This window comes from Virgisporangium aurantiacum (assembly GCF_016863635.1).
Lineage (GTDB): Bacteria > Actinomycetota > Actinomycetes > Mycobacteriales > Micromonosporaceae > Virgisporangium > Virgisporangium aurantiacum.
This window is the reverse complement of sequence record NZ_BOPG01000056.1, coordinates 1-24,683: the sequence shown is the minus strand read 5'-3', so window position 1 is coordinate 24,683 and position 24,683 is coordinate 1. Positions and strand designations below refer to the sequence as shown.

24 protein-coding genes are annotated in these 24,683 nt (G+C 71.6%); 9 read left to right on the top strand and 15 right to left on the bottom strand.

The window, feature by feature from the left end; all coding sequences use genetic code 11:
- Window positions 1-4: 4 nt before the first annotated feature.
- Window positions 5-418 (bottom strand): ATP-binding protein, encoded by a 414-nt coding sequence (locus tag Vau01_RS39835; protein ID WP_204004816.1) that lies wholly within the window; start codon window positions 416-418, stop codon window positions 5-7.
- A 69-nt stretch (window positions 419-487) separates the two neighbouring features.
- Entirely contained in the window at window positions 488-1,249 is a 762-nt protein-coding gene (locus Vau01_RS39830; protein WP_204004814.1) for a crotonase/enoyl-CoA hydratase family protein, read from the bottom strand.
- Window positions 1,250-1,320: 71 nt separating this feature from the next.
- On the opposite strand from Vau01_RS39830, the gene Vau01_RS39825 reads away from it, so the two are divergent.
- Window positions 1,321-2,571, top strand: a complete 1,251-nt coding sequence (locus Vau01_RS39825) for a cytochrome P450 (protein ID WP_204004812.1) — start codon at window positions 1,321-1,323, stop codon at window positions 2,569-2,571.
- Here Vau01_RS39825 and Vau01_RS39820 read toward each other — a convergent pair.
- On the bottom strand, window positions 2,552-3,175 hold the full coding sequence (locus Vau01_RS39820) for a TetR/AcrR family transcriptional regulator (RefSeq protein ID WP_204004810.1): 624 nt from the start codon (window positions 3,173-3,175) through the stop codon (window positions 2,552-2,554). The genes Vau01_RS39825 and Vau01_RS39820 overlap by 20 nt on opposite strands.
- Before the next feature lie 46 nt (window positions 3,176-3,221).
- Here Vau01_RS39820 and Vau01_RS39815 point away from each other — a divergent pair, with 46 nt between their 5' ends.
- A complete protein-coding gene (locus Vau01_RS39815) occupies window positions 3,222-4,016 on the top strand; it encodes an SAM-dependent methyltransferase (RefSeq protein ID WP_204004808.1) in 795 nt (264 codons plus the stop codon).
- Between the two features lie 14 nt (window positions 4,017-4,030).
- On the opposite strand, the gene Vau01_RS39810 is transcribed toward Vau01_RS39815, so the two are convergent.
- The 3 genes from Vau01_RS39810 to Vau01_RS39800 are packed head-to-tail and all read right to left on the bottom strand — an operon-like array spanning window position 4,031 to window position 5,761.
- Entirely contained in the window at window positions 4,031-4,666 is a 636-nt protein-coding gene (locus Vau01_RS39810) for a hypothetical protein (protein WP_204004805.1), read from the bottom strand.
- A gap of 48 nt (window positions 4,667-4,714) precedes the next feature.
- Window positions 4,715-5,461 carry a PP2C family protein-serine/threonine phosphatase gene (locus Vau01_RS39805; RefSeq protein ID WP_239152226.1) on the bottom strand — a complete coding sequence of 249 codons (747 nt, stop codon included), beginning with the start codon at window positions 5,459-5,461 and terminating at the stop codon, window positions 4,715-4,717.
- Between the two features lie 39 nt (window positions 5,462-5,500).
- On the bottom strand, window positions 5,501-5,761 hold the full coding sequence (locus tag Vau01_RS39800; RefSeq protein WP_204004803.1) for a DUF4190 domain-containing protein: 261 nt from the start codon (window positions 5,759-5,761) through the stop codon (window positions 5,501-5,503).
- Between the two features lie 80 nt (window positions 5,762-5,841).
- Here Vau01_RS39800 and Vau01_RS39795 point away from each other — a divergent pair, with 80 nt between their 5' ends.
- Window positions 5,842-6,558 (top strand): SDR family oxidoreductase, encoded by a 717-nt coding sequence (locus tag Vau01_RS39795; RefSeq protein ID WP_204004801.1) that lies wholly within the window; start codon window positions 5,842-5,844, stop codon window positions 6,556-6,558.
- Here Vau01_RS39795 and Vau01_RS39790 read toward each other — a convergent pair whose 3' ends face one another.
- Entirely contained in the window at window positions 6,559-8,052 is a 1,494-nt protein-coding gene (locus Vau01_RS39790; protein WP_204004799.1) for a vWA domain-containing protein, read from the bottom strand.
- 228 nt (window positions 8,053-8,280) lie between these two features.
- Between Vau01_RS39790 and Vau01_RS39785 the strand changes: the two genes are divergently transcribed.
- On the top strand, window positions 8,281-8,457 hold the full coding sequence (locus Vau01_RS39785; protein WP_204004797.1) for a hypothetical protein: 177 nt from the start codon (window positions 8,281-8,283) through the stop codon (window positions 8,455-8,457).
- Here Vau01_RS39785 and Vau01_RS39780 read toward each other — a convergent pair.
- On the bottom strand, window positions 8,433-9,296 hold the full coding sequence (locus tag Vau01_RS39780) for a GNAT family N-acetyltransferase (protein WP_204004795.1): 864 nt from the start codon (window positions 9,294-9,296) through the stop codon (window positions 8,433-8,435). The genes Vau01_RS39785 and Vau01_RS39780 overlap by 25 nt on opposite strands.
- A 59-nt stretch (window positions 9,297-9,355) precedes the next feature.
- On the opposite strand from Vau01_RS39780, the gene Vau01_RS39775 reads away from it, so the two are divergent.
- Window positions 9,356-10,156 carry a TrmH family RNA methyltransferase gene (locus Vau01_RS39775; protein ID WP_204004793.1) on the top strand — a complete coding sequence of 267 codons (801 nt, stop codon included), beginning with the start codon at window positions 9,356-9,358 and terminating at the stop codon, window positions 10,154-10,156.
- Here the strand turns inward: Vau01_RS39775 and Vau01_RS39770 are convergent.
- Both Vau01_RS39770 and Vau01_RS39765 read right to left on the bottom strand, forming a co-directional pair.
- Window positions 10,140-11,633: an RtcB family protein gene (locus Vau01_RS39770; RefSeq protein WP_204004791.1), complete on the bottom strand. Its 1,494-nt coding sequence runs from the start codon at window positions 11,631-11,633 to the stop codon at window positions 10,140-10,142. The two genes, Vau01_RS39775 and Vau01_RS39770, sit on opposite strands and share 17 nt — an antisense overlap.
- A 109-nt stretch (window positions 11,634-11,742) precedes the next feature.
- Window positions 11,743-12,561, bottom strand: coding sequence for a hypothetical protein (locus Vau01_RS39765; protein ID WP_204004788.1), 819 nt, complete (start codon window positions 12,559-12,561; stop codon window positions 11,743-11,745).
- 61 nt (window positions 12,562-12,622) lie between these two features.
- On the opposite strand from Vau01_RS39765, the gene Vau01_RS39760 reads away from it, so the two are divergent.
- Genes Vau01_RS39760 through Vau01_RS39750 form a run of 3 tightly spaced genes read left to right on the top strand, consistent with a single transcriptional unit; the run spans window position 12,623 to window position 18,141 of the window.
- Window positions 12,623-14,293, top strand: coding sequence for a tetratricopeptide repeat protein (locus Vau01_RS39760; RefSeq protein WP_204004785.1), 1,671 nt, complete (start codon window positions 12,623-12,625; stop codon window positions 14,291-14,293).
- Between the two features lie 8 nt (window positions 14,294-14,301).
- A complete protein-coding gene (locus Vau01_RS39755; protein ID WP_204004782.1) occupies window positions 14,302-16,191 on the top strand; it encodes a site-specific DNA-methyltransferase in 1,890 nt (629 codons plus the stop codon).
- A complete protein-coding gene (locus Vau01_RS39750; RefSeq protein ID WP_204004779.1) occupies window positions 16,192-18,141 on the top strand; it encodes a DEAD/DEAH box helicase family protein in 1,950 nt (649 codons plus the stop codon).
- On the opposite strand, the gene Vau01_RS39745 is transcribed toward Vau01_RS39750, so the two are convergent.
- Together Vau01_RS39745 and Vau01_RS39740 are read right to left on the bottom strand one after the other, a co-directional pair.
- Window positions 18,037-18,663, bottom strand: a complete 627-nt coding sequence (locus tag Vau01_RS39745) for a pyridoxamine 5'-phosphate oxidase family protein (RefSeq protein WP_239152225.1) — start codon at window positions 18,661-18,663, stop codon at window positions 18,037-18,039. The two genes, Vau01_RS39750 and Vau01_RS39745, sit on opposite strands and share 105 nt — an antisense overlap.
- Window positions 18,660-20,159, bottom strand: a complete 1,500-nt coding sequence (locus tag Vau01_RS39740) for a TerD family protein (RefSeq protein ID WP_204004775.1) — start codon at window positions 20,157-20,159, stop codon at window positions 18,660-18,662. Before Vau01_RS39740 ends, Vau01_RS39745 begins: the two co-directional genes overlap by 4 nt.
- Before the next feature lie 81 nt (window positions 20,160-20,240).
- On the opposite strand from Vau01_RS39740, the gene Vau01_RS39735 reads away from it, so the two are divergent.
- Window positions 20,241-20,756, top strand: coding sequence for a 2'-5' RNA ligase family protein (locus Vau01_RS39735; protein ID WP_204004772.1), 516 nt, complete (start codon window positions 20,241-20,243; stop codon window positions 20,754-20,756).
- On the opposite strand, the gene Vau01_RS39730 is transcribed toward Vau01_RS39735, so the two are convergent.
- From Vau01_RS39730 to Vau01_RS39720, 3 genes are read right to left on the bottom strand one after another with little or no spacing between them, the layout of a single operon-like run.
- Complete coding sequence (locus Vau01_RS39730; protein WP_204004770.1) at window positions 20,753-22,051, bottom strand: AAA family ATPase; 1,299 nt, start codon at window positions 22,049-22,051, stop codon at window positions 20,753-20,755. The genes Vau01_RS39735 and Vau01_RS39730 overlap by 4 nt on opposite strands.
- A complete protein-coding gene (locus tag Vau01_RS39725) occupies window positions 22,048-23,508 on the bottom strand; it encodes a hypothetical protein (protein WP_204004768.1) in 1,461 nt (486 codons plus the stop codon). The genes Vau01_RS39730 and Vau01_RS39725 overlap by 4 nt, the downstream gene beginning before the upstream one ends.
- Window positions 23,505-24,569 carry a hypothetical protein gene (locus tag Vau01_RS39720; RefSeq protein WP_204004766.1) on the bottom strand — a complete coding sequence of 355 codons (1,065 nt, stop codon included), beginning with the start codon at window positions 24,567-24,569 and terminating at the stop codon, window positions 23,505-23,507. Before Vau01_RS39720 ends, Vau01_RS39725 begins: the two co-directional genes overlap by 4 nt.
- Window positions 24,570-24,683 lie beyond the last annotated feature (114 nt).

The window sequence follows — 24,683 nt, the reverse complement described above, 5'->3', positions numbered from 1 at the left end:
CCGGTCAGCTTGCCCAGGTGAGGTGCTTGGTGAACCGCAGCACCGTGCCGAGGCCGTCGATCGACACCACGTCGAGCCCGTCGGTCACCGCGGCGACGATCTGCAGGCCGCGGCCGGCGTCGTCGAGCACCTCACCGGGGCGCACGGCCGAAGGGTTGAACCCGCCACCGTCGTCGGTGACCTCGATGACGCAGTCGCTGTTCTCCACCGTCACGTCGACGTGGTAGATCGTGGAGTGTTCCGCGTGCTTGATGACGTTGGCACACGCCTCGGTCAGCGCCAGCCGGATGTCGTGGCGGCAGTCCTCGTCGACGCCGGCTCCGCCGAGCGCGCCGTCGAGGGTCCGGCGGGTCTGGGCGACAAGTTCCGCGTCGCGGGGCAGATCCAGCGAGATCTCCAGATGCAGCGGCTTGTTCATGGCCCCGCTTTCCACTCGGCTGTTGTTCGGTGCGGCTGCCGTGTACCCGGGGATCCGTGGGGAAAAACGTCACGATAGCGAGGTTCCGTGGCGGCCCCGTCCGGCCCGGAACGCGGCGATGCCGGCGTCGACCGCACCGAGCGACCGTTCGCCGTGCCGCAGTTCGTTGGCCAGCGCCGCCGGTTCGTCGAGACCGTGCTGCTCACGTACCGACAGCCGGTCCTCCCGCAGGCAGGTCTGCGGGAGCTCGGCGAGCTGGGCGGCGAGCCGTTCGGCGGCCGACACCGCCGTGCCGGGCGGCACCACGCGGTTCACCAACCCGATCGAGAGCGCCTCGGGGGCGGCGACCGGGCGGCCGGTGAGGATCAGGTCCATCGCGTGGCTCTCGCCGATCAGGCGGGGCAGGCGCACGGTTCCGCCGTCGATCAGCGGCACGCCGTAGCGCCGGCAGAACACCCCGAGGACCGCGTCGGCGGCGGCCACGCGGAGGTCGCACCACAGCGCGAGTTCGAGCCCGCCGGCCACCGCGTGCCCCTCGATCGCGGCGATCACCGGCTTCGACAGGCGCAGCCGGGTGGGTCCCATCGGCCCGTCGCCGTCGGGCGTGACGCGATTCTGTTCCGGCGTGCCGTAGGCGTGCAGGTCGGCACCGGAGCAGAACGTGTCACCGGCACCGGCGAGCACCGCGACGGCGGTGGACGGGTCGGCGTCGAAGGCGCGCAGCGCGTCGGCGAGCCGCGCGGCGGTGGGGCCGTCGACCGCGTTGCGGCGGTCGACGCGGTTGATCAGAACCGTGGTGACGGGCCCTTCGTGGCGCACGATGACTGTCATGCCGCCAACATACGCTCGCGCACTTATAAGCAGTCTTGACTGTTTGTTTGCCGGCGTGGGACGGTGGGCGCATGGCGACTTCCGCGACCGACGTCGACGAGGTCCTCTCCGAACTGCTCACACCGGAGGGCCGGCGCGACCTCGCGGGCGTCTTCCGGCGCCTGCACGAGCTCGGTGAACTGCACCGGTCGCAGTTCCTCGGCCGGTTCGTCACCAGCTACCGCAACGTCGACGCGGTGCTGCGCGACCCGCGCGTCGTGCGCCGGCGGCCGGCCCGGCAGGACGTGCTACCCGCGGCGTCGGAACACTCGTCGCGGCGGCTCATCAACGCGACGTTCATGGTGCAGGACCCGCCCGACCACACCCGCATCCGGCGCCTGGTGAGCAAGGCGTTCACGCCGCGCGCGGTGGTGGGCCTGCAACCCACCATCGAGCGGATCCTGGCCGAACGGCTCGACGAGATCGACGCGCGCGGCGACATCGACCTGATGAGCGACCTCGCGTTCCCGTTCCCGGTGGCCGTGATCGGTCACCTGATCGGCGTACCGGAGGCCGACCAGCCACCGTTCCAGAAGCTCGTGCGCGACCTCACCGACGCGCTCGACCTCGCCGTCTCCGACGCCGACCTCGGCCACGCCGACGCCGCGGCCGACACCATCGTCGAGTACTTCACCGGCCTGGTGGCCGAGCGCCGCCGCCGGCCCGCCGACGACCTCGTCTCCGCGCTCATCGCGGTCCGCGACGACGGCCGATCTGTCGCCGAGGGAGGCGACGGAAGCGACCGGCTCACCGAGACCGAACTGCTGGCGACGCTGGTGCTGCTGTTCCTCGCCGGGTTCGAGACGACCACGAACCTCATCGGCAACGGCACGTACGCGCTGCTGAACCACCCCGCCGAACTCGACGCGCTGCGCCGGGACCCCGCCCTGCTTCCGGGCGCGGTCGAGGAGATGCTGCGGTTGGATACGCCGGTCCAGGTGATTCCGCGGCTCACGGCCGACGATGTGACGCTTCCCGACGGGACGGTCGTTCCGGGTGACCGGCACCTGCTCGTCCTGCTGGGTGCGGCGAACCACGATCCGCGCGTCTTCACCGATCCCGGCGTGCTCAAGCTGAACCGGGCGGAGGCGGCGACGCTCAGTTTCGGCAGCGGCATCCACTACTGCCTGGGCGCGGGCCTGGCCCGGCTGGAGGCGCGGCTGGTGTTCGGCGCGCTGCTGCACCGGTTCCCGTCCATCGAACTGGCGGAGACTCCACAGTGGAGGGACGGGCTCACGGTGCGGGGCCTGAACCGGCTCCGCGTCACGCTTCGCCGAGCGTGAGGGTCGTCCGCACCACCCGTTCCAGCAGGACGAGCTGACGCTTCACGGTCGACGTCGGCTGGAGGAGGCGGTGCAGCGCGATTCCGTACATGGAGTTCAGCACCAGCGTCACCACGTCGTTGAAGTCCGGATGCGCGACCGCACGCGGCCCGAACAGTTCCGCGGCGAGTTCGCGCGACAACCGCCGCAGCTCGCGCTCGAAGGGCGTGAGCGCGGCCCGGAGCACGGCGTCGGTGCGGGCGGCGATGATGAGTTCGATGCCGGCCTGGAACAGCCGTCCGGAGAACTGCGACCAGAGCAGGGCGAGCGCCGCGGCGATGCGGTCGGCGTCGTCGGGCAGCCGGGCCGCCTCTTCGCGCAGCCCCGCCGCGCGCCGGTTGGCCAGGTACTCCATCGCCGCGACGACGAGTTCCTGCCGCGTCGGGTACTGGTGCAACTGAGCACCCCGGGACACCCCGGCCCGGTCGGCGACGCGGCCGGTCGTCAGGTTGAAGTAGCCGTCTTCGACCAGGCAGTCGAGGGCCGCGTCGAGCACGCGCCGCTTCGTCTCGGCCCGTCGCTCCTCCTGCGTGCGCCGCCGGGGGCGGGTCGTCGGCTCGGCCACCCCAGCACCGTACCCCGCAGCGCGAGGCGAGGGCCTACTATGCGTTATGGCTGAACCCGACCCATCGATCCCCGCGAAGATCGACACCACGGTGGCCCACTCGGCCCGCATCTGGAACTACTGGCTCGGCGGCAAGGACAACTTCGCCATCGACCGGCTGGTCGGCGATCAGGTGCGCGAGGTCCTACCGGAGATCGTCGAGTGTGCCCTGGCCGACCGGGCGTTCCTCGGCCGCGCCGTCACCTACCTGGTCGAAGACGTGGGTATCCGGCAGTTCCTCGACATCGGCACCGGGCTGCCGACGGCCGACAACACCCACGAGGTGGCGCAGCGGATCGCGCCGGAGACGCGGGTGGTGTACGCCGACAACGACCCGCTGGTGCTGGTGCACGCGCGGGCGCTGCTCACCGGGACGACCGAGGGCGCCACCGACTACGTCGAGGGCGACCTCCGCGATCCCGACGTGATCATGGAGCGGGCCCGCAAGACGCTCGACTTCTCGCAGCCGATCGCGGTGATGCTGCTCGGCGTCCTGCACTACCTCGGCGACGACGACGAGGCGCGCGCGGTGGTGAACCGGGTGATGGAGGCCGTGCCGTCCGGCAGCTACCTGGCGTTGCAGCACCCGACGAACGCTGTGACCGGCGAGCGGATGGTGGAGGCCGTCCGGCGGTCGAACGCCGCCGGCGGGGCATGGATCTACCTGCGGACGCCGGAGCAGCTCGCCCGGTTCTACGACGGGCTCGAACTGGTGGAGCCCGGCGTGGTGTCGTGCTCGCGGTGGCGCTCCGACGAGGGCACCGAGGTCGACGTGTTCGGCGCCGTGGGCCGCAAGCCCTGACGGCGCCGTAGGCCCTAGCGCGGGCGGCGCATCGCGTTGGCCGTCGCGGGCAGCAGCGCGACGGCGGTGGCCGCCGCCCACAGCAGGAGCGCGAACGTCGGCATCGCGACGAACCGGACACCGCCGTTGGCGGCGATGTACAACAACGCGAAGAAGTAGTAGACGGTCACCAGCGCGCCGATCGCGGCCAGGATCCACCGGAGGGCGTTCAGCCGGGCGAACAGGGCGAGCGCGAACGTCATCGTGGAGCAGGCGACGGTCATCGTCGCCGAGATCGCGAAGTCGGCGTTGCCGGTGACCTTGCCGCTGAACACGATCCCGACCAGGCCGGCCGCGAGGTGCGGGCTGCCGCTGCCACCCCAGGCCGAGAACGCGAACACGAACGTCATGATCGCGCAGGCGATGAACAGGGTGGCCGACGCGAACGCCACGGCCGGGTTCGGAGCCGGCCCGCCGGCGACCGGTGCGCCGAAGGCAGGCCCGTACGCAGGGTCCCAGCCCGGCTGCGGTCCGTACTGCTGGGGAGCCGGCCCATACTGCTGAGGGCCGTATTGCGCAGGGCCGTACTGCTGGGGCGAGGTCTCGTACTGCTGGGGGCCGTAGCTCGGCCAGCCGTCGTCGTACGGCCCGGGGCCGGTCTGGTAGGACATTCCCCGCAGGATGGCACCGGCCGTCTTCAGGACTGCTTCATCCGAGCTTCACCGGTCCCCGGCCACGGCGATCACCACCGCGGTCGCGTTGTCGGAGCCGCCGGCCGCCGCCGCGTCCGTGATCAGGTGCCCCACCATGTCCGCCGGTGACCGGCCGGTGCCGAGCACCTCGGCCAGCCGCCGGTACGGCACCTGCTCGGCGATGCCGTCGGTGCACAGGCACAGCACGTCGCCGGGTCGCAACGAGACGTGCAGCAGGTCCGGCTCGGGCATCGCCGGGTGCCCGACGTACCGGGTCAGGTGGTAGCGGTCGCGCGCCGCCTGCGGCGAGTCGAACGGATACCACCCGTTGACGGCGCCGAGCCACGCCATCGTGTGGTCGACGGTGAGCTGCTCCAGCAGCCCGTCGCGCCACCGGTAGGCCCGCGAGTCGCCGACGTGGACGATCCACGCCGCGTCGGGTTCGCAACCGACCAGCGCGGTCAACGTGCACCCGGTCAACTCGCCGAGGTCGGCGCCGGCCCGGTTCACCTGCCGCTGGACGTCGGCGACCGCCGCCCGCAGCGCACCGGCCTCCGGCCGCGCGCCGGCCGCCCGGGCGGCGGCCACGAACCCGTCGACGGCCGTCCGCCCGGCCAGCGCGCTGCCCCGGCCCGCGCCCATCCCGTCGGCGACCGCGACGACCGGCCGATCCCCGTCGACGTGCATGACGTCGAAGTTCGCCGGGTACCGCCGCCCGACGTCGGTGCCGCCCGCGACGCTCAGCCGGCGCTCACCGACCAGGTAACTGTTCACGCACCCGATTGAACACCGCCCGGGGTCAGCGCGGCACGATCAGGCGCTGGTGCCCGAGGAGGCCGCCAGCACGAACACGAAGACGACCCAGAGCACGCTCAGTACGGTGAACGCGATGCCCAGCCAGAATCCGGCCTTGGCCAGGCCCATGCCCTGCTCGCCGGTCTCGCTGATCTGCCGCTTCGCGATCGCGCCGAACACGATGCCGAGCGGGGAGAACACGAATGCGAATACCAGGGCCAGAATCGCCATCACGTTGGTGTTGCTCGTCGTTGCCGGTGCCTGCGTCGGCGCTGCCATCGGTCGGGCCTCCCTCGTATAGCCACAGTGGACGTTGGAAATCGGGGTACCCCGTTCCATCGATGAATTAACGTGACGTCATGACCCTGGACGGGAAGACGGCACTGGTCACCGGCGGCTCGCGGGGCATCGGCCGGGCCATCGTGCGGCGGTTGGCCGGGCTCGGCGCCACCGTCGTATTCACCTATCGGGACAACAGCGCGGCCGCCGAGGAGGTCGTTGCGGAGACGGGCGCCACCGCGGTGCGGGCGGACCAGGCCGATCTCGCGAGTCTCGACGCGATGTTCGAGCCGGTGGCCGACGGGCTCGACATCCTGGTGAACAACGCGGCGATCAACCCGAACGCTCCGATCGCCGACCTCACCGCCGCGGAGTTCGACCGGGTGTTCACCGTCAACGTGAAGTTTCCGGGGCTCGCGATGAGCCGGGCGGCGACGCTGTTGCGCGACAACGGCCGCGTCATCAATCTGTCCACGTTGAACACCGCGGTGCCGGCACCCAACTGCGTGCTCTACATCGCCTCGAAGGCGGCGCTCGAACAGTTCACGGCGGTCGCCGCGCGGGAGTTCGGCCCGCGCGGCATCACCGTCAACACGGTCTCGCCGGGTGCGACCGACACGGATCTGTTGCGGGCGACCAATCCGCCCGAGGCGCTACCCCGTGCAGCGGCGATGACCGCGCTGCAGCGCCTCGGGCGGCCCGACGACATCGCCGCCGTGGTCGCGTTTCTCGCCGGCCCGGACTCCGGCTGGATCACCGGCCAGAACATCCGGGCCACCGGCGGACTGCTGATTTAGCTAGCGGCGCAACGCGATCGTCTTCTCGATCAGCGTCGCCAACTCGCCGACGGCCGGGTCGCCGGTCTGCTCGGCCGCCGACCGCGCTACCTGCACCAGCACGGCCATCGGCACGCCCGCGGTGCCGCGCAACGACTCGGCCAGATAGGCGGCGGAGTACGCGACGGTCAGCCGCGGCGCGGCCAACGCGAACGCGCCGTCGAGGTCGGACACCCGCACGGTGCGGGACGCCTCGACGGGCCGGCGGTCGTCGGGGTTCAGCCACCGCACGTCGACCTTCGCCGCCTGCGCGTTGCCGCCGGCGCCCGCCGCCAGTCGCACCTCGTACAGCGCCGTGACGCTGTGCCCGGGACCGACCTCGCCGCCGTCGGTGGTGTCGTCGCGGAACTGGTCGTCGGCGACGGCGCGGTTCTCGTACCCGATGAGCCGGTACGACGTCACCGTCTTCGGATCGAAGACGACCTGGACCTTCGCGTCGAGCGCGCGCACCGCGAGGTTGGCCGGCAACCGGTGGACGAACACGTCGCGCGCCTGCCGCTGGTCGCTGACGTAGACGACGAACCCGTCGCCGCCGTCGGCGAGGCGCTCCATCAACGAGTCGCCGTAGCTGCTGCCGACGCCGACGCCGAGCAGCGCGATCTGCTTGCCCGCGTTCTCGCGTACCTGCGCCAGGATCTGGTCGGCCGACGTGGTTCCGGTGTTGGCGAGCCCGTCGGACAGGATGATGACGCGGTTCGACGTCCCCTCCCGGAAGCCCGCGCGCGCCGTCGAGTAGCCCAGCGTGAGCCCGGCGCCGAGGTTCGTGCTCGCCTGCGTCCGCAACGAGTCGATCGCCTTGTGCAGCGGGGCGCGGTCGGCGACCCGGGTCATCGGGCGGACCACCGTGGCGTCGCTGCTGAACGCCACGATCGCCACCGCGTCGTTCGGGCGCAGCTGGTCGACCAGCGTGTGCAGCGCGTCCTTCACCAGGTCGAGCCGGCCCGGCTCGCTCATCGACCCGGAGACGTCGATGACGAACGTGAGCGTGGCGTCGGCGCGCGCCTCCTCCGGTTCCGAGCGGGTCTGCAGGCCGACGCGCATCAACCGGGTGCCGCCGGCGGCCTCGTGCCCGTCGGGCAGCCGCGCGCCGTCGGTGTGTATGGCGAAGCCGTCGCCGGTCGGCTCGGCGTAGTCCTGGTCGAACGCGTTGACGAACTCCTCCGGACGCACCGTCGACGCGCTCGGCAACCGGCCGTCGAGGATCTGCCGGCGGGAGTAGGTGTAGGACGCCGTGTCGACGTCGACCGCGAACGTCGACCGTGGATCCTGGGACGTCGAGGTGCCGCCGCCTTCGTCGTTCGCCGTCGAGTTGGGTGGCAGCGGGCGGCCGGGCAGCCCGGCGCCCTCGTTGCTGGAGCCTCCGCCGTCGGCGCCGCAACCGGCGAGGGCGAGCACGATCACGGCGGCACCGGCGGCCGCCGCCAGACTGCTGCGGGACAGGGATCGGACGGACATCGTTCCTCCCGGTGGATCAGGTGCCGATCCGACGCGGGGGCAACAGACCGGGTTCCGGCCGGGTGGGAGTCGTGTCCGTGTCGTGTCCCAGTGCCGTTCCCGTGACCTTCCCGTGCACGCGCCGTGATCTAAAAAAGTTCTGCCGCACCTGTCGATTTCGCGGAGGGGCTGCGTCAAGGACACGAGAGGCACCCACGAGGGCGCCACGAACCGCGAAGGAGCGGCCCGATGAACGGACTCGACGCAATCGCCATGAACCAGCTCGCCCGGATGCCCGAGCGGCACCGCCGCACCACGGACGAGACCGCCGGCCGGATGTTCGCCGGGGTGGCCCGTGCGATCCGCCGGCTCCGGTTGCCCGCGGTGCGAGGGACCGTGCTTCAGCCCGAGACGTCGGCGCGGTAGCTCGACATGTCCTGTACGAGGGTGAAGCCGACCCGCTCGTACAGCCGCCGCGCCACCGGGTTGTTCGTCACCAGGTCCATCTGGGTGATCCGGTCGTCGGCGAACGCGAGGTGCAGCGCCGCCGCCACGAGGCGGCCGCCGACACCCTTGCCGCGGGCGTTCTCGTGCACGGCGACGTACTCGATCTGTGCGTCGTCGTGCTCGGGGCGCAGCTTCAACGTCACGTATCCGAGCAGTTCGGTGCCCGACACCTCGACCCAGATCGGCTCACCCTTCGCCAGCAGCGTCGCCGCGGGCGAATACGTGCCCGGGAACGCACTGTCGTGCAGCGCGGCGAACTGGCCCTCGAACGGCGGTGTCAGCGTCGGGAGCGTCACCGGGGCGAGCCCGGCCAGGCTGTCGCGCCGGAACGTGAGGATCGCATGGGACTTCGGTGCGCCGAACCCGTGCCGCGCGGCGAACGCCGCCACGGCCGCGTTGGTGACGTCGCAGAAGATCTCGCGTTCCCGGATCGGCCCGGGCACCGTGGCGTCGACGGCGGCGTAGAGGTCGTCCATCAGGGCCGGCGTGTCGGCCCACGGGCCGAGGATCCAGGCCCGCCCGATCTCCGGATCCCACTCCATGCCGACCGTGCCGGCGATTCCCCCGTCGGCGGACCGCGTGACCGCGAACGTGAAGTCGCCTTCCAGCTCGTGCAGTTCGGCCGTGACGCCGGCCGGTTCGTCGCCGAGGTACCCGATGTTCTGCGCGCGATCGGCGTTGCGGCCGGCGATGAACCCGCCGAGCTCCGCCAGCAACGCATCGCTGACGTCGGACCTGCGCAGCGTCACGATACCCATGGTCCGTCACTGTATGGCGCGTCACCGGGGACCCGCATCGGATATTAGGGTCATCCGCCATGAGGCGCATCAGCACCCGCAACGCCGCGTTCCAGCAGTGGCAGGCGTTACTCGCCAGTCGCACCAAGCGGCAGCGCTCGGGAGAATTCGTGGTGCACGGTGTGCGTCCGATAAATCTGGCTTTGGAAAAGGGCTGGACCGTCCGCGCGTTGCTGTACCCCGACGGACGCGATCTTTCCCGGTGGGCGCGGGAAACGTTGGCCCGGGCCGACAACGTCGCGATGGCGCCGGAACTTCTCGCGGAACTCGGCGAGAAGACCGACGAGCCGCCGGAACTGCTCGCCGTGGTCGCGCTCCCCGCCGACGACCTGAGCCGGATCCCGTTGCGCGGCAACGCCTTGGTGGTGGTGTTCGACCGGCCGACCACACCCGGCAACATCGGCACGCTGATCCGGTCCGCCGACGCGTTCGGCGCCGACGGCGTGATCGTCACCGGCCACGCGGCCGACCCGTACGACCCGAAGGCCGTACGGGCCAGCACCGGGTCGCTGTTCGCGCTTCCGGTGGTCCGGGCGCCGTCGCACCGCGAGGTGGTCGCGTGGGCGTCGGCTTCCGGCGCTTCCTTCGTGGGGACGGACGAGAGCGGCGACGTCGACGTCGATCTGTACGATTTCACCGGCCCACGGGTGGTGGTGATCGGCAACGAGACCCGTGGGCTCAGCAACGGGTGGCGCGAGGCGTGCGACCGCATCGTCCGGATCCCGATCGCCGGCGCCGCCAGTTCGTTGAACGCCGCCGCCGCGGCCACCGTCGTGCTCTACGAGGCGGCGCGGCAGCGGCGCGCTAGCCCTTCACCGTGAGGATCGGCTTCAGTTCCACCACCGGTTCCGCCACTCCCGCCGTGCGCAGGCTGTCGACCACCGGGCCGACCTCCTTGTAGGCCCACGGCGCCTCCTGCTTGAGGTCGCGCCGCCACGCGTCGACGATGTCGCGGCGCGCGGTGACGGCCGGGTCGCGGTGGTTGAGCGGGGTCACCACGCGGAACTCCGCGAGGAACGCGTCGAGATCGGCGTCGCTGCCCCGGGACGCGGCACCGCGCGGAACGCTGCGACCGGCGCCGTGGCAGGCACTGGCGAGCGCCTTCGCGTTGCCGAGGCCGCGCAGCAGGTAGCTCGGCGCGCCCATCGAGCCCGGCACGATGACGGGTTCGCCCCAGCCGGTTCGCTCCGGCCCGCCGGCCGGCGTGGCGCCCTTGCGGTGCACGATTGTTCCGTCGTCGCCCGGCCACATCAGGTTGTGCGGGGCGTCGTAGACGAGGCGCGGTTCGACCTCGCCGAGTTCGGCGAGCCCCGCGCGCATCATCAGCGAGAGGAAGAACCGGTTGCCGACGGCGAAGTTCGCCGCGTTGGCGAACGCGGTGAGGTACTTCTGCCGCCGGTCCCGCGTGCGCTCGTCGGTGAGCATGGGGAGGATCCCGTTGGCCGGCGCCGGAACGCCGCGCGGCCACATCGCCTTCGCCTGGGTGCGGCCGGTGCCGTTGGCCTGGTGGCCGAGCGACAACGATCCACTGTGGACCATCGTGACGATCCGGCCCGGCGCGAGGCCCCACGCGTACGCGGTGGCACCGTCGTGCACGGCGGAGACATACTGCAGTTCGGCGAAGTGGTTCCCGCCGCCGACGCTGCCGATGATGCTGTCGTAGCTCGTGCCTTTTCGGGCGGTGCCGCCGCTGTTGATCCAGTCCCGGAAGTCGTCGGCGGTGTCGACCGGGTAGCCGGGGCCGTGCAACCGTTCCACGTTCTCGTCACCGGTGACATGCCGCCACGCGCCGTCGGTGCCCGGCTTCTCGGTCAGCAGCCCGGGAAGCCCGTGGCGCAACAGGCCCTCCCGCTGGGCGGCGGTGAGCCCGATGCCGCGCCCACCCTCGAAGAACAGGTGCCGCAGGCGACCTTCGAGCGCGTCGAGGTGCGGCCGCACCCGGTCGACGGTGAGACCGGTGGCCTCGACCCGCATCCCGCAGTTGATGTCGTTGCCGACCGCCTGCGGAATCAGCGCGCCGGTGGTCCGGAGCACGGTGCCGATCGGGATGCCGGCACCCTTGTGGAAGTCGGGCGTGCACACCACCCGGTCGATGCGGGGCTCCTCGGCGAGCCCGGGTGTCGCTCGGGCGAGGGCGCGCAGGGTGTCGGCCGTTTCGAGGACGGTGAGAAGTTCGTCGATGGCGGCGCTCTCGATGGGAACGCCGGGCCCGGCACAGACGTCCACCGGAACCCCGGCGGGGTTCGGCAGGCTGAGCCAGGAATCGTGGGTGCGGACAAGGCGCGGGTCGGTGCGCATGGGTGGGACCTTTCGCAGCTGCTTCGGTGAGCCTTACGGTTCAGCAGCCGCGAGGTCCCGCCCAGGGTAAGCCGCCGCGCGAAGCCGGTCACCCGGATTAGTGCGGGCGTCAGACGATGTTGCGGAGTTTGGCTTGCATGTCGGCGACCGCCTTGGCGATCTCGACCAAGCGGCGGCCCTCCGGGGAGTCGACGGGGTACTGGCGGCGCAGGTTGCCGAGGTCGGTCGACAAGCGGGCCAGGGAGCGCCGGGCGTGGCTCTTCTCCGAACTGTTCATCATCCTGCCGCCGTGGTAGCGGGTCATGAACGCGTTGTAGCGGCCGATGTACTCGCCCAGGGCCCGCGACCGGACGCGGCGCTGCCGCAGGCGGGCGAGCACCTGCCGTTGCCGGTCGACGGCGCGGGCCAGTTCGGCGGCGCGGGGGCGCAGCGGCGGGTCGAGGGCGGCGCGGTCGAGCAGTTCCAAAGCCTGGTCGAGGTCGGTGTAGGTGCGGTTGAGTTCGGGCTCGTCGTGCGTCGACAGTTCCCGGATCACGCTCCGGTACAAAGCCATCGCGAGCAGTAGTGCGGCGCGGCTGCCCCGGCCGTCGATCCGCAGGGCGCGTTCGAAGCTGGCGATCGCCCGGCTCAGGTGTTCGCCGCTGAGGGCCTGCTCGCCGGCGCGCAGCTCGTCGGCGGTCAGCCACACGAGGACCCGTTGCAGCGCGTCGCGGTCGAACGTGGTCGCGCGGGGGCGTTTGTGCAACCGTGACAGCCGTTCCTGGGCGTACGCGGCGATCTCGTCGGGCGACGGCGCGCCGTCGGGCAGCTCGGTGACGCCGCGCAGCAACGCCAGCGCGCGGCGGTAGTCGCACCGGCGCAACGCGGTGCGGATGGCGGCGGGCCGGTCGGTGCCGGCTCGCGCGGGAGCTCGCGAGAGGTCGACCATATTGACTCCCGTACCCGTGATCGGTCCGGTCCATACTTGACCTAGGCACGGGGAGGGGTCAATGGATCAGCTGGGCATGGTGGCGGCGGCGGAGGAGTCGACGCGGGCGCGCGACTGGGCGGCGGCCGCCGAGCGGTGGCGGGAGGTCGTCGAGGTCAACCCGGTGAACGGGATCTTCTGGTGCCGGCTGGGGCTGGCCCGGTTCGAGACCGGCGACCATTCCGGCGCCCTCGACGCCTACCGGAAGGCCGCTGAGCTGGGCATCTGGCCCATCGGCTACTGGGCGCCGCTGCCGCCGATCTTCCCGGGCGAGCTCACGTACGAGATCGCGCGCTGCCACGGCGCGCTGGGTGATCGCGAGGCGGCGTTCGAGGCGCTGGTCCGGGCCATCGGCGAGGGCCTGCGGGAGCCGGGCAAGGCCCGGGCGGACCTCGCGCTGCTGAGCGACGATCCAAGACTCGATGACGTCGTGGGCCCGGCCCGGCCGGCGGAGCCGGCAAAGCCGGCAGAGTCCGACGACTCCGCCTCGCGCGTCGAGAAGTGGCGGTCCGACCTGCGGTTCCTGCGCGCGGAGATCGCCCGGCGCATACCGCGTCCGGAAATTCTCGACGACGATTTCCGCGCGGCCGCGGATGGCCTCGACCACGATGTGCCCGACCTCGACGACGCCGGGATCGTGATCGGGATCTGGCGGCTGCTCCGGCGCCTCGGCGACGGGCACGCCTGGGTCGACGCCGACGAGCGGTACCCGGAGTGGAGCCGGTCGCTGCCCGTGTGGTTCTACGCCTTCCACGACGGCCTGCTGGTCACCGAGACCGACCCGCGCTTCCGGCACCTGGCCGGCGCCGAGGTGCTGGCGGTCGACGGGCACCCGGTCGCCAAGGTGTTCGACGCGCTCGATCCGCTGTTCACCCGCGACAACGAGTACACGCCGGCGCTGCAGGGGGCGATGTGGCTGCGCCGGCCGGCGTACGTGCACGCCGTGGGCGTGGCCGACCGGCCCGACGGAGTGACGCTCACCGTGCGCCCACCCGGCGGCTCGGTCACCGACGTAAGAGTTCCCGCCGACCCGGTCGACGAGGCGCTCACCTGGCCGAACAGCCGGCCGCGGCCGTGGCCGTGGAACTGCCCGCCGGGCTCGGTGCGGCCTCCGTTCGAGACGCCCGCTCATCTGCGGGACGTCGACAACCCGTTCTGGTTCGAGTACCAGGCGGCCGGGAACCTGGTGTACTTCCAGTTCAACGGCGTGCGCGACAAGGACGACGACACCCTGGCGGCGTGCTACGAGCGGGTGTTCGCCGCGGTGGCGGAGCACGACGCGCGGGCGCTCGTGATCGACATGCGCTGGAACGGCGGCGGCAACACGTTCCTCGGCCAGACGTTGGTCCACCATGTGCTGCGGCATCCCGACCTTCCGGTGTTCGTCATCATCGGCAACTACACGTTCTCGGCGGCCCAGAACACCGTGACGCTCCTCGACCGGCACACCCACGCGGTGTTCGTGGGTGAGCCCACCGGGTCGGCGCCGAGCTTCGTGGGGGAGTCGGTGCCGTTCACGCTGCCGGCGAGCGGCGTGCGGGTGAACGTCTCGGACCTGTACTGGCAGACCGGGTGGCCGTTCGACCACCGGGTCGCGGTCGCGCCGCGGATCTACGCCCCGCTGACCGCGGCCGACTACCTCGCCGGTCGCGATCCGGCCATGGATGCCGTTCGCGAGCACCTGGCGTTATAGGATCCGGCGTGCGCACCCTGCCGGAGACACCGCACAGTGAGGCGCTTCGCAACGTCGAGCGGATCCGCGAGCTGTTTCCGGGCTGCGTGGTCGAAACTTCGGGACCCGACGGAAGCGTCACCGCCGCCGTCGACTTCGACCTGCTCCGGCGCGAGCTCGGCGGGCGCGCCGTCGACGGACCGCGGGAGCGGTACCACCTCGACTGGCCGGGGAAGGGCGCCGCGGTGGCCGCCGCCAACGCGCCCACGACGAAGACGCTGGGCCCGGTTCGCGCCGACAGCCTCGACTTCGACGACACGCGAAACCTCTTCATCGAGGGCGACAACGTCGAGGCGTTGAAACTCCTTCAGGAAAGCTGCCTCGGCCGCGTCGGCCTCATCTACATCGACCCGCCGTACAACACCGGCAGCGACCGGTTCGTCTACCCCGACCGCTTCGCCGAGTCGCCCGGGGAGTTCCGGGACCGGACCGGGCTCTTCACGAACTCGGCCACCGACGGCCGGTTCCACTCCACGTGGCTGTCGATGATCTATCAACGGTTGCGGTTGTCGCGGAACCTGTTGCGACCCGACGGCGTCATGCTGATCTCGATCAACGACGTGGAGCAGGCGAACCTGCGCCGGCTGTGCGACGAGGTGTTCGGCGCGGCCAACTTCGTCTGCCAGTTCGTGTGGGTCAACGACGGCAACGTCGACCAGCAGAGCGCGATCAAGGGCGTGCACGAGTACGTGCTGGCCTACGCGCGCGACATCGCCCGGCTGCCGCGGCCGGTGGTGATCGACCCGAACATCGCCGACGGCAGCAAGCTCTACAACGACCGCATCGAGAACTCCATCACCAAGAACGGCCCGGCGAACCCACCGTCCACAGTGGAACTGCCGGCGGGCTTCCCGGCCCGGTTCGAGCACGGCGAGATCCCGCGGCGCACCGACCGGTTCCCGCACATCCTCGACCCGGTGCTGGTGCGCGACGGGAAACTGGTCGCGCCGGTGCGCGTCCACAGTGGATGGAGCTCGCGGAACCTGCTGGAGCTGTTCATCCGCAACGGGTGCACGCCGATCGCCGACGCGCAGGGGCGGGAGACCTGGTTCGACCTGACCGGCAGTGGCGCCGTCTACAGCTACAAGCGGCGGGCCGGCGACCAGGGGCACGTGCTGTCGGTGCTGCGCAACATGGGCACCACCAAGCAGAACAGCCGGATGCTGGCCGGCTGGGGCATCGAGTTCAGCTACCCGAAGCCGGTGCACCTCATCGAGTACCTGGTGCGCGTCTTCACCCGGCCGGGCGGCGACGACCTGGTGCTCGACTACTTCGCCGGTTCGGCCACCACCGCGCACGCGGTGTTCCGCGCCAACGCCGCCGACGGCGGCAACCGCCGGTTCATCCTCGTGCAGTATCCCGAGCCCGGCCCCACCGGCACCATCGCCGACGTCGCCCGCACCCGGATCCGGTGCTGCGGGCCGGAGGTGGCCGCGTCGCGCACCCGGCATCCGGGCTGGCGCGGCGACACCGGCTTCCGGAACCTGCGGATCGGCCCGTCGCCGTTGGCCGACGTCACGCTGTGGCCGGGCGCCGTGCGGCAGGCCGACCTGGCGGCGCTCACCGCCACCGTGAAGCCCGACCGCACCGCCGAGGACCTGCTGTTCCACGTGCTGGTGCGGTACGGCGTCGACCTGTCGGCGCCGATCGGGGAGGGGCCCCGCGACGTCTTCACCGTGTCGGGCGTCGTCGCGTGCTTCGCTCCGGACGTCACCGAGAACCTGGTTACGGAGTTGGCGTTGCGGCGGCCGCGCCGGGTGGTGTTCCGGGACGCGGGATTCGCGTCCGACACGGCCCGCGTGAACGCCGAACGCATCTTCGCGCGGCTCTCGCCGGGCACCGACGTCTCGGTGATGTGAGTGCGGTTCCGGTACACCGTCCAGCCGTACCAGACCGCCGCGGTCGACGCGGTGGTGGACTGCTTCGCCGGGCAGCCGCACCGGTCGGACGCCACCGCCAACGCCCCGCTGCGACTGTCCGATGTGGACCTCCTGGCGAACGTCCACCGGGCGCAGGACGCGAACGCGCTGCCCCGGTCGGCCCGGCTGGTGCCGAGCGCGGCGGGCCAACTCAACCTCGACGTCGAGATGGAGACCGGCACCGGCAAGACCTACGTGTACATCAAGACGATCTTCGAGCTGCACCGGCGCTACGGCTGGGGCAAGTTCATCGTGGTGGTGCCCGGCGTGGCGATCCGTGAAGGTGTGCTGACGTCGTTCGAGTCGACCGCCGACCACTTCGCCGAGGCGTACGGCCGGCGGGCCCGGGTCTTCGCCTACCGGTCGCGGGAACTGCACCGGCTGGAGACGTTCTCCGCCGACCCCGGCATCAACGTGATGGTCATCAACGCGCAGGCGTTCAACGCGACCGCCGAGACCCGGCGCATCCACGAGGAACTCGACGACTTCCAGTCCCGCCGACCGATCGACGTGCTCGCCGGGTGCCGGCCGGTGCTCGTCCTCGACGAACCGCAACGGCTGGAGGGCCGCCGGACCGGTGCCGCGCTGGCCGCGTTCCGGCCGCTGGCGGTGCTGCGGTACTCGGCGACCCACCGCACCGAGCACAACCTGGTGCACCGCCTGGACGCCGTCGAGGCGTACCGGCAGGGGTTGGTGAAGCGCATCTCGGTGCGGGGGGTCACGACCGCGAGGGAAGCCGGACCGGAACTGCGTCGCCTGCAGATCCGCGAGACGGTGAACGCGCACCTGGAGCGCGAGCGGGAACTGGCCGGCCGCGGCATCAAGACGCTGTCGCTGTTCTTCATCGACGAGGTCCGGCACTACCGCGACTACACCCGGGCCGACCGGCGCGGCCTGTACCTGCGCATGTTCGAGGAGGAGTACCGGGCCGCCGCGGCAGACGTCTCCGTCGACGTTTCGAGTGTCCACAGTGGATACTTCAGTGTGGACAGACAGGGCCGGCTCGTCGACCCGCTGATCCGCCGGTCCACCGGCACCACCGACGATCTCGACGCCTACGACCTGATCCTGCGCGACCGGGAACGCCTGCTGTCGCCCTACGAACCGGTCCGGTTCGTGTTCTCCCACTCGGCGTTGCGGGAGGGCTGGGACAACCCGAACGTGTTCGTGCTGTGCATGCTCAAGCAGACCGACAGCACGGTCTCGCGGCGGCAGGAGGTCGGACGCGGGCTGCGGCTGGCGGTCGACGGCACCGGCGAGCGGGTGCACGACCCCGACGTCAATCAGCTCACCGTGGTGGCGGGGGAGAGCTACGCCGATTTCGTCGCGGCGTTGCAACGCGAAGCCGTGTGGCACCACGGCCGTGCTCACGTGCGTCCCCTACCGCCCATTGTGGACGGCCTGCGTACCGGCCCGCCGCCGCCGACCCCGACGACGTCCGGCTTCCGACCGACCGAACGGGTCGACATCGACTCGGTCGCGCTGATCGCCCGCTGCGTGCGGGCGCTCGACGACGGCCTCGCCGACCGAACCCGGTTGCGGTACACCGTGCGCGGCGGCACCCAGCAGGCCGACGGCGCGTTCGTGGCGGCGGGCGCCGCGGCCGGAACGTGGGCCGCACCGTCCACATCGGACACCCGGTACGACCTGCTCGGCGAGCTGGCGGCCGCCACCACGCTGACGCGGCGCACGATCGCCGCGATCCTCGGCGGCGTGCGGCCCGCCGTGTTCGCGCTCTACGCGCGCGACCCCGACCGCTTCCTCCGCGAGGCGGCGGACCTGATCTCAGTAGAGTGTGGTCGTGTAGCCGTGACGGAGATTGCCGTCGATCTCGTCGACAGTGGCGGCGATCTGGGCGTGGTCGCGCCAGATCTGCGCGGCGCGGGGTAGCTCGTCGCGGTCGTTCCAGGTCTGCGGGTCCCAGAGGTCGGAGCGCAGGAACGCCTTCGCGCAGTGCAGGTACACCTCGTCGACGGTGACCTCCACCGCGAGCTTCGGCGGGCGGCCGCGCACGGCGAGGTCGGCGAGGTACGGTGCCGCGCGCACGATGCGGGCGCGGCCGTTGATGCGCAACGTCTCCGCCATCGGCGGCATCAGGAACAGCATCCCGACGCGCGGGTTGTGCAGGATGTTCCGGAGACTGTCGACGCGCTTGTTGCCCGGACGGTCGGGCAGCACGAGCGTCTTCTCGTCGAGCACCAGTGCCACCGAGCCCGGTTCGCCACGCGGGGAGACGTCGGTGCCGTCGGCTCCCGACGTGGCGAGCAGGCAGAACCGCGACCGGGCGATGTAGTCGCGGGCGTGGACGTCGAGCGCCGGGAGCACCTTCGCCTCCGCGACGGGCCCCGGATCGCCGACGATCTCCCGAAGCTCGGCTTCGGTGTCGATGTACTCGATCATTGCTTCGGTCACTGCTTCGGCGGTGCGGAGACCCACTGGAGGCCCCACCCGTAGGCCTCGTCCATGAGCTGCTGGTTGCTCTTGCCGTCAACCCGGACGATGTACCGCGCCTCGCGGCGCACGACCATTTCGCCGTTGATGTTCTCGATCAGCGCGACCGCCGCCGCCGTGGACGTCACGGTGCACTCGTCGAGGTGCATCTCGATCGGCGGGCCCTGCAACGGGAACAGCGTCGCGACCGCGTCGAGACCGGTGAACGAGTCGGCTCCGTCGTAGATGTTCGCGAAGATGAGGATCCGCTTGATCTTGCTGGCGTGGTCGAGGTTGATGGTGAGATTCTCGCCCTCGGCCGCCGCGCCCGAGCGGTCGTCGCGGTCGAGCAGCACGTACGGCGGCCCGTTGAACGACCCGAACCGGTTGTTGATCGGGTGGACGATGCCGGCGTCGCCGTCCTGCAGCTCCCAGAGGGCGCACAGGTCGAGGTCGAGATCGGGCAGCGCCGACTGGCGCCGGCCGAAGAGGCCCTTTCGCGGCGCCTGGCCGCGCACGCTCCAGTTGAGGTTGACCTTCAGCGCGCCGCGCGAGGCGCCGGACTTCGTCAGCGAGACGGACGGCGCCTGCTTGGTCAGCGTGATCTTGCTGAGCCGGACGGGTTGGCCCGGCTGGCCCGGCGGCGGTTGCGGCGCGGCGGGCGGAGCCTGGTACGGCGCGGCGGGCGGAGCCTGGTACGGCGGGGCCTGGGGCGCCTGCGGTGCCTGGTATTGCGGCGCGGGCGGGGCCTGGGGTGCCTGGTATTGCGGGGCCGGGGGTGCCTGCGGCGCCTGATACTGCGGCGCGGGCGGGGCCGGAGGCGCCTGAGGTGCCTGGTATTGCGGCGCGGGCGGGGCTACCGGCGGGGCCTGGTACGGCTGGGGCGGGATCGGCGGTGGCGGCGGGGCCTGGTACTGCTGCTGCGGCGCGGGCGGCGGGGCCGCCGGGGCCGGGTCGTCGTCGACCGAGATGCCGAAGTCGCGCGCCAGCCCGCTCAGCCCGGAGTCGTAACCCTGGCCGACCGCGCGGAACTTCCACGCACCGTTGCGCTTGTACAACTCTCCGAGAATGAACGCGGTTTCCGACGTGGCGCCCGGCGCGTCGAACCGCGCGACCTCGGCGTTGTTGGCCGCGTCGAGCACCCGGACGCTCAGCTCCGGCACCCGTCCGAACGTGCCGCCGTCGGCCGACGCGGCGAGCAGCACGCGCTCCACCGGCCCGTCCATGCCGGCGAGGTTCACCCACAACGTGTCGGTGACGGTGCCGCCGCTGTTGTTCTTGCCCTCGTACCGGACCGCTCCGCCGGGATGATTGGGCTGGTTGTAGAACACGAAGTCCGAATCGTTGCGAACCTTGCCGTTCACCAGCAGCAGCGCCGACCCGTCGGCGTCGGGGATGCCGGCACCGGAGCGCCAGCTCAGCACCACGCGTACGGACTGGGCGGGCACCGCCGTGTTGGAGCCCTTTTGCATCGACATCGGTTCCACCCCCGTGAGGTCTCGGCACCACACTACCGACTGAACTTCATATCTCGCGGCTCACGGGGAGAGACTTTACCCATGGATCTGACCGCGCTGATCGTGGCCGTCCCCGAGGCTGAACCGGCGGTGGGGCGGTTCCGGGCGACGCTCGACCGTGCCGCCGGCTGGGGCGTTCCCGCGCACGTCACCGTCCTCTTTCCGTTCCTGCCGCCGGGCCGTATCACCGAATCGGAGGTCGCCGTCGTGCGCGAGGCCGTCGCGACGGTGCCGCGCTTCGAGGTGACGTTCACCCGCACGGCCTGGTTCGGGACGGACCTGCTGTGGCTGGCCCCGGAGCCCGACGACGGGTTCCGCGCCCTGACCGCCGCGGTGTGGCGCCGTTTTCCCGACACCCCGCCGTACGCCGGCAAGCACGGCGACGCCGTCCCGCACCTGACCGTCGGCCACGACCGGCCACTGACGTTGCTGCGGGCCGCCGCCGACGAGATCGCGACCCACCTGCCGATCCCGGCGGCCGTCGACACGGTGCTCCTGATCGCCGGCTCGACGGACGTCAAGGGCTGGCGCACCCTGGCCGAGTTCCCGCTCGGCTAGGCCTGGACGCGGTGACCGGCGAGGTGGGCGAGCACGGTCTGGTTGGCGGCCCACCCGTCGGGGAACTTGACGGGCTCGTCGAGGTGCACGGGTTCGGTCGACGGGTGGGCGTCGAGGAGTTCGGCGATCCCGGCCCGCGCGACCACGATGCACGCCTGCCGGTGCCGCGACGTCAGCACGCACAACCGCCCGGCCTCCAGGTGGAACGCCGTGGCGTCGCGGCGGCCGGACAGGGGGTGCAGCACCACGGTGACGTCGTACTCGCGGCCCTGCAGGCGGTTCGCCGTGTCGACGGTCACCGGCACGCCGGCCAGCGCGGCCGACAGCGCCGCCACCTGGTCGCGGTGGGCGGCGCCGACGGCGATCCGCTCGGGCGTCACCGGGTGCTCCTCGGCGCCGGAGCGGGCCACCGCTCTTCTTTCCACCAACCGTTTGGTGATAGTGGCGACCGCGTCGATCGCTTCCGGGTCGGTGCGGATCGTGAACCGGGCCGGCAGTTCCAGCAGCGCCCACCCGGAGGCGGCGGCCTCGTCGAGAACAGCGTCCACCGGGCCGGCAGAGGCGCCGGCGGTGAAGCGCAACTCGCGGTCGCCCGGCGCGGAACCGGCCCGGAACCCGGTGAACGGATAGAACGCCTTCGCCACCACGGTTTCCGCCGACGCCGGCAGCCGCCACGACACCGGCAACCGGTGGACCGGCAGCGTCGGGTTGTTGCGGAGCAGCACGGCGACCGCGCTCCGCATCGGGTCCCAGCTCAGGCCGCGCCAGCGGTCATTGTCCACAGTGGAGAACGGGTCGAGCTGACCCGGATCGCCGACGAACAGCGCCCGTTCGAACCGGCGCGCGATCGCGAGCAGGTAGTCCGAGCGCATCTGGTAGGCCTCGTCGACGATCGCCCACGACCAGGTGCGGTCCTTGACGTGCGCCCATTTCGCGGACGTCGAGACGGTCACCGCGCAACCGGACAGCTCGGCGACGTCGCTGCTGACCATCAGGTTCGTCAGCCCGCCGAGGCGTTGCGGCGCAACGTATCCCGTGCGGCTCAACCGTCCGACGATCGCGCCACCGAGGTCCGCGGCGGCCAGCCGCACCACGAGGTCGTCGACCTGTTCGTTGGTCTGCGCGACGATCATCACCGGTTCGCCGGTGGCGACGAGCGTCGCGGCGGCCCGCACCACGAGCGTCGACTTTCCGGCGCCCGGCGGCGAGTCGACGACGACGCCGAGGTGCCGCTTCGACAGCAGTTCGTCGAGAATCGCCTGGGTGACCCGTTCGGCCTCGGTTCCCGCGCTCATTCGGGAGCGTCCTGTGACTGCGGCGGACCGCCGTGCGTCCACGGGGTCTCGTCGGGTTCGGGCAGCGGCGGTGTCGGGACACTGGTGACGACGAGGCTGCTGTAGCACAGCTCCTCGCCGGGCGCGGGCAGGCTGGCCGGCGGCGGCACCTTCGCGCGGCCGAAGCCGCTGCTGAGTTCCAGCGTCACGATCACGGAGGCGCCGTCGGGCTCGATGTCCTCGACGGTCGCGGTCTGGTTGCGGCGGGTGGTGGCGACCACGGTGGTGCCGGGCGACAGGTGCACCGGATCGCGGGTCACAACCGTCACCAGTGGACGCGTCACCAGCGTCCCCTTGCTGTTCGGAACCCGGCGCGTCGGATCCACCGCGACCACCGAACCGACGAACGCCGCGCCGGTGGCGCGGTGGCCGGCCATCACCAACGGATCGTCGAACGCGCGCGCCGCCTCGTACGCGGCGAGTTCGTTCTCCAACCGGTTGAGGCGCTGGGCCGACGCCACCGCGCCGTCGCGCCGGCCCTGCGGGGGACCGCCGCCGGTGACGTGTTCGTGGTGGCTCGTGAACCGGTCGCGGTCGGCCGCCCAGCGCTCGGGTACCGACGAGCCGGCCGGCAGGTCCCGCAGGAGGCGGACGGCGCGCCACATCAGGTCCCAGGTCGGTTCGAGCTGGCTCCGCAGTTTCGCCGTGACAGAACGCCTCGCGGCCTCCTGCTCGGCGGAGCCGGGTTCCGCCTCGGAGTAGGCGCGCACGGCCGGCACCAGGTGGTCGTTGTCGAACGTGGGATCGGTGGTCGGGCCGGCCGGCGGGTACACCGTCGGATCCTCGGCGAGCCGGGCGGCCTCGACGCCGGTCAGCCCGTCGGGCGGGTCGATCCAGCCGAGCACCGCGGCCAGGTTCGCGTCCTCCATCGCGCTCTGTCCGGTGGCCCAGTGCCGCGCGAGAACGTCCGTCATCGCGAGCAGGATCGCGCTGCCCGGGTGCTCCGCGCGTTCGGCCGCGAACGTCAACCACCGGCCCAGCAACGGGATCGTTGGCGGCACCGGGTACTCGCCGTCGGTGCGGCGGAACCGGGTCGACCGGCCGAGCAGCCCGAGGAACCGGATCCCGGTCTCGTTGGGCACCAGGATCTGGGGCGCGTTCGTGTAGCGGTCGTGGCCCTTCACGTGCTCGATGTCGTAGCAGTAGCCCTGGATGTAGGGCAGCACGATCGCGGCGAGCTCGGTGAGGAAGTCGAAGCGCAGGTCGCGGTCGCGGGGCTGGGGGACGACGAGCAGCGTCGGATCGTCGGGGTGCGTGCCGACGAGCGCCGCCAGCGGCGCGTTTGCCTCACCGGCGAGCGACAACGGAACCAGTACCAGGGGACGCGGGGACAGGTGCACGTGCCGCACCGTGGCGATCGGTTGCGCCACCCCGGCCGCGACCGCCAGCACGCGCGCGTAGGAGGCGATAGCACTCAACGCGACTCCGCGTACACCCTCGCAACGGTGCGGATCATCGTCGCGACCTCGGAGTCGTCGTCGCTGTCGGCGAGCGCGAGCACCTCGTCGATCGTCTCGACGCCGCCGAGGTCGTCGCGGACGTTCGTGCCGAGCGACGCGGTGGTCGTGCGCCCCTCGTTCCGGCAGAAGTACGCGAGTTCGCAGCTGGACAGGCAGGTCGGGGAGTAGCACGGGTCGATCGCGCCGACGGCGGCGCCCAGGTCGTCGGCCGGGCGGTTCAGATCGAGCCGGAACGTGAGCTCCGGTGGCAGTTCGGCCAGGATCTGCTCGACGCGCACCATCCGGGCGAGCTGGTGTTCGAGCACCGACAGCTGCCGCCGCACGTCGATCGTGACCGCCATCGGACGGCTGCCGAAGTCGGCCGGGCACACGAGCACGATGTCGTGCGCCACCGCGCCCGGGTCGCCGAGCAGCTTGCGCAGCGCCAGCACGTAGACGGCCGCCTGCGTCGCCGCCGCCGCGACCTTCGCCGGGTCGGCCTGCCGGTCGATCACCGGGAACGACTTGATCTCGACCACGTGGTACCTGCCGTTGTGCTGGAACGCCACCAGGTCGGGTTCGAGGTACACGTCCTTGCCGGCCACCTGGAGCTTCAGCAGCGGGTGGTCGTACAGCGCCGGACCGGTCGCGGTCTCCAGCTGGGTACGGGCGTGCGCGTGCCGCAGATCCTGGTCGGTGTCGCCGCCGGCCACGGTTTCGAGGTCGGTGTAGGCGACGTCGTCGGGCAGGTCGAGGCCCAGCGTCTCGCGCAGCAGGCGGAGCAGTTCGGCGCAGCCGTCGGCCTTCATCCGGGCCTCGAACGCGTTGCCCCGCGTGATCGCGAACTGCGACTGCCCGTACGGCGCCGGGAAGTCGACGGCCGTCGCGAGCGCTGCCTTGTCGATGCCCGCGGCATCGAGCACCGCGCGCCGCGCACAGCCCGGGTTGCTGGTGAGGGCCGCGATCGTCCGCGCATTGTGGTGCCGCGCCGGAACCGGACCCCGTAACGCGGCAAGCCTGGCGTCAACATCAGTTGGCACGCACGTACGGTATCCGCCCGGGGCTCCGCCCCCGGGTACGCCGCGCCGCGTGTCCCCGCCGATCTTGCAGTTGTGCACGCCTTTTCGTGCCGGTTAGGCCCGATTCGCACCGTA

Excerpts from the sequence above, each read along its gene's own strand:
- Vau01_RS39735 (WP_204004772.1), top strand. The coding sequence starts at position 20,241 with ATGGATCTGACCGCGCTGATCGTGGCCGTCCCCGAGGCTGAACCGGCG.
- Vau01_RS39785 (WP_204004797.1), top strand. The coding sequence starts at position 8,281 with ATGAACGGACTCGACGCAATCGCCATGAACCAGCTCGCCCGGATGCCC.
- Vau01_RS39830 (WP_204004814.1), bottom strand. The coding sequence starts at position 1,249 with ATGACAGTCATCGTGCGCCACGAAGGGCCCGTCACCACGGTTCTGATC.
- Vau01_RS39835 (WP_204004816.1), bottom strand. The coding sequence starts at position 418 with ATGAACAAGCCGCTGCATCTGGAGATCTCGCTGGATCTGCCCCGCGAC.
- Vau01_RS39775 (WP_204004793.1), top strand. The coding sequence starts at position 9,356 with ATGAGGCGCATCAGCACCCGCAACGCCGCGTTCCAGCAGTGGCAGGCG.
- Vau01_RS39795 (WP_204004801.1), top strand. The coding sequence starts at position 5,842 with ATGACCCTGGACGGGAAGACGGCACTGGTCACCGGCGGCTCGCGGGGC.
- Vau01_RS39810 (WP_204004805.1), bottom strand. The coding sequence starts at position 4,666 with ATGTCCTACCAGACCGGCCCCGGGCCGTACGACGACGGCTGGCCGAGC.
- Vau01_RS39815 (WP_204004808.1), top strand. The coding sequence starts at position 3,222 with ATGGCTGAACCCGACCCATCGATCCCCGCGAAGATCGACACCACGGTG.
- Vau01_RS39790 (WP_204004799.1), bottom strand. The coding sequence starts at position 8,052 with ATGTCCGTCCGATCCCTGTCCCGCAGCAGTCTGGCGGCGGCCGCCGGT.
- Vau01_RS39760 (WP_204004785.1), top strand. The coding sequence starts at position 12,623 with ATGGATCAGCTGGGCATGGTGGCGGCGGCGGAGGAGTCGACGCGGGCG.
- Vau01_RS39730 (WP_204004770.1), bottom strand. The coding sequence starts at position 22,051 with ATGAGCGCGGGAACCGAGGCCGAACGGGTCACCCAGGCGATTCTCGAC.
- Vau01_RS39740 (WP_204004775.1), bottom strand. The coding sequence starts at position 20,159 with ATGTCGATGCAAAAGGGCTCCAACACGGCGGTGCCCGCCCAGTCCGTA.
- Vau01_RS39770 (WP_204004791.1), bottom strand. The coding sequence starts at position 11,633 with ATGCGCACCGACCCGCGCCTTGTCCGCACCCACGATTCCTGGCTCAGC.
- Vau01_RS39825 (WP_204004812.1), top strand. The coding sequence starts at position 1,321 with ATGGCGACTTCCGCGACCGACGTCGACGAGGTCCTCTCCGAACTGCTC.
- Vau01_RS39765 (WP_204004788.1), bottom strand. The coding sequence starts at position 12,561 with ATGGTCGACCTCTCGCGAGCTCCCGCGCGAGCCGGCACCGACCGGCCC.
- Vau01_RS39800 (WP_204004803.1), bottom strand. The coding sequence starts at position 5,761 with ATGGCAGCGCCGACGCAGGCACCGGCAACGACGAGCAACACCAACGTG.
- Vau01_RS39780 (WP_204004795.1), bottom strand. The coding sequence starts at position 9,296 with ATGGGTATCGTGACGCTGCGCAGGTCCGACGTCAGCGATGCGTTGCTG.